The organism is Blastococcus sp. CT_GayMR20, from assembly GCF_004570345.1.
On sequence record NZ_SPQM01000279.1, the window covers coordinates 1 to 2305 of the forward strand.

At 70.9% G+C, this 2305-nt stretch carries 3 protein-coding genes; all 3 read right to left on the reverse strand.

The window, feature by feature from the left end:
• Positions 1 to 27: 27 nt before the first annotated feature.
• Positions 28 to 1275, reverse strand: coding sequence for a flagellar hook protein FlgE (locus E4P40_RS27290; protein WP_135161421.1), 1248 nt, complete (start codon positions 1273 to 1275; stop codon positions 28 to 30).
• A 46-nt stretch (positions 1276 to 1321) separates the two neighbouring features.
• Positions 1322 to 1747 (reverse strand): flagellar hook capping FlgD N-terminal domain-containing protein, encoded by a 426-nt coding sequence (locus tag E4P40_RS27295; protein ID WP_135161422.1) that lies wholly within the window; start codon positions 1745 to 1747, stop codon positions 1322 to 1324.
• Positions 1748 to 1764: 17 nt separating this feature from the next.
• Positions 1765 to 2305, reverse strand: a 541-nt coding sequence (locus tag E4P40_RS27300; protein WP_135161423.1) for a flagellar hook-length control protein FliK, incomplete at its 5' end; no start/stop codon positions are given.

The window sequence follows — 2305 nt, forward strand, 5'->3', positions numbered from 1 at the left end:
CGGCCAGCGTCCGGGTCAGCGCCGGGATCAGCGCTTCAGGTTGACCAGGTCCTGCAGGATCTCGTCGGAGCTGGTGATCACACGGCTGTTCGCCTGGAAGCCCCGCTGGGCGACGATCAGGCCGGTGAACTCCTCGGCGAGGTCCACGTTCGACATCTCCAGCGCACCCGACATCAGCGACCCGCGGCCGCCGACGCCCGCGGTGCCGACCTGCGCGACGCCGGAGTTCACCCCGACGCGGAACGAGCTGTTGCCGGCCTTCTCCAGGCCACCGGGGTTGTTGAACGAGGCCAGGGCGAGACGTCCGATGGGCTGGCGGAGCTCGTTGGAGTAGACGCCCATGATCGTGCCGTCGGCGCCCAGCTGGAACGACTGCAGCGAGCCCAGTGCGTAGCCGTCCTGGCTCGGGGCGCCGAGGGTGTTGGCGCCACCGAACTGGGTCAGCCCGGAGATGTCGATCTGGACGTTGTTGTTCCAGCTCGGGTAGCGGCCCGCGGGGGCGACCGTGTTCGGGTTGAACGCCGCCAGTAGGCCCGGCGCGGCCGGAGTGGTCAGGGCGCCGGCGGCGCTGAACGTCACGCCGGTCACCGTCTGCAGGGTGGACCCGTCGGCGTGGTCCACCCGGACGGTCCAGGTGTTGGCCGCGGTCTTCGTCAGGTTGTAGAAGACCTTCTGCTCCACGCCCTGGCTGTCGAACATGGTGATGCCGGTTTGGAACGAGGCACCGATGGCGGCGTCGGAGGGCAGGTTGCCGTCGATGATGCCGGACGTGCTCGCCTGCGGGTTGACCAGCTGGCCGTAGGGCACCGACAGATCGCCGATCGGTCCGTTGGGGTTGACGTTGCCGGCCGCGTCGGCCATCCAGCCCTGCAGGATGGAGCCGTCGGGGGTGACCAGCTTGCCGGCACCGTCGAAGTCGAAGGACCCGGCGCGGGTGAACAGCTGCTCGCCGCTGCCGTTGCGGGTCACGAAGAAGCCGTCGCCCTCGATCATGAAGTCCGTCGAGCGGCCGGTGGACTGGGTCGCGCCCTGCGTCCAGTTGGTGGTCGTGGCCGCGACCTTGACGCCGAGGCCGACCTGCGCCGGATTTGTGCCGCCACGGTCGGCCGCGGGAGCGCCGCCGGCCCGGATCACCTGGGACAGCGTGTCCTGGAAGACGGTCTGGCTGCCCTTGTAGCCGACCGTGTTGACGTTGGCGATGTTGTTGCCGGTGACGTCCATCTTGGTCTGGTGGGCGCGGAGGCCGGAGATGGCCGAGAACATGGAACGAAGCATGGCGAGGTACTCCTCAGGTGTCGGGGGAAGCCGGGGTGCGGGGACGTCAGGCGGTGGTGGAGACCTCGGTGATGCGGCCCATCGGGACGGACTGGCCGCCGACGATCGCCGTGGCCTCCGTCTTGTCCGTGCCGAGGCGGACGGAGGTGACCGTGCCGGTCTTCACCGCACCGGCCTCGTCGGTGTAGCTGACCGTGCGCCCGACGAGGGCGCCGGCGCTGCTCGAGCGCTGCAGTGCGAGCAGCGAGGCGTTCTGCGCGGCGATCTCCTCGAGCTTCTCCACCTGCGTGAAGGTCGCCGTCTGTGCCATGAACTCGCTGGAGCTGGCCGGGTTGGCCGGGTCCTGGTACTTCATCTGGGCGACCAGCAGCTTCAGGAACATGTCCTTCTGGCTGCCCTGGTCCTTGCGCTCCACCGTCGTGACGGCCGTGGTCGTCGCGGTGCCGCTGGCCCCGCTCACTGCGTCCGGCATGGGGATGACTCCTTCTCTCAGACGCGGTAGTCCACGCCGGACGACGTGGATCGGTTGGGGGTGGGGGTCGGCCCGCTCACTGCGGTATCGGCAGGGGCGCCCCAGGGTCGTGACCGGTTCTCGCCCGGTGCCTGGTGACCACCGCGCTCGCCGAAGCCCTGCTGTGCGCCCTGCTGGGCGGAGTGACGCGCCAGCCAGGAGCCGCCGGTGTCGCGGTCCACCTCGAGGCGGGAGCAGGTGAGGCCCACGCTCTCCAGGTCGCGTCGCAGGTCCGGCAGGCCGTCGAGCAGGGCCGCCCGGCCCATGTCGTGGGCGCCGCGCAGGGTCAGGTCGACCGTGCCCTTGGACAGGGTCACCGAGACCTCGACCGGGCCGAGGTTCTCCGGCGTGAGGACGAGGGTCATGGTCTGCGTGCCGTCGAGACCGCCCCGGAGGACGGCGACCTGACGGGCGACCTGCGAACCGACCGGCGGCTGCGCCGCACCGGTGCCGGTGGCGGCGTCGAGCGCCGGCACCGCGGCGGTCGTCACCGGCGCGGCCGGGGCGGCGCCGGCCGCC

Bases quoted from the DNA above. Each gene is read 5' to 3' on its own strand.
- E4P40_RS27290 (WP_135161421.1), bottom strand. From the start codon at position 1,275: ATGCTTCGTTCCATGTTCTCGGCCATCTCCGGCCTCCGCGCCCACCAG.
- E4P40_RS27295 (WP_135161422.1), bottom strand. From the start codon at position 1,747: ATGCCGGACGCAGTGAGCGGGGCCAGCGGCACCGCGACGACCACGGCC.